A 355-nucleotide genomic window follows, 5' to 3' on the forward strand; every position below is an offset into this window, starting at 1 on the left:
TGGAAAGTCAAAAAACACGGGACGGATGGCAAGCGGAGAGTCTGGCGAAAGCTGCATATTGCAGTTGATACAAGCACTCATGAGATCATTGCCGCCGAGCTAAGTTTATCAACGGTTACAGATGGTGAAGTACTCCCGAACCTACTGAAACAAACACGTCGAAGCATCCTTGAGGTGTCTGGTGATGGCGCTTACGACACGAGAGCGTGTCGCGCTGCTATTAAGATGAAGCGAGCCGTTGCGCTTATTCCCCCAAGAGAAGGGGCAGCCTTCTGGGAGCGTGGTCACCCTCGAAATCTCGCCGTGGGTTGCCAGAAATTATACGGCTCAAATAAGTATTGGAAAGAGCGGTATG

At 51.0% G+C, this 355-nt stretch carries 1 protein-coding gene; it reads left to right on the forward strand.

The window, feature by feature from the left end:
* A partial coding sequence (locus AB4384_RS21545) for a transposase (RefSeq protein WP_372130090.1) occupies positions 1-355 on the forward strand: 355 nt, incomplete at both ends.

Source organism: Vibrio sp. 10N.261.51.A4 (assembly GCF_041471945.1).
Lineage (GTDB): Bacteria > Pseudomonadota > Gammaproteobacteria > Enterobacterales > Vibrionaceae > Vibrio > Vibrio crassostreae_C.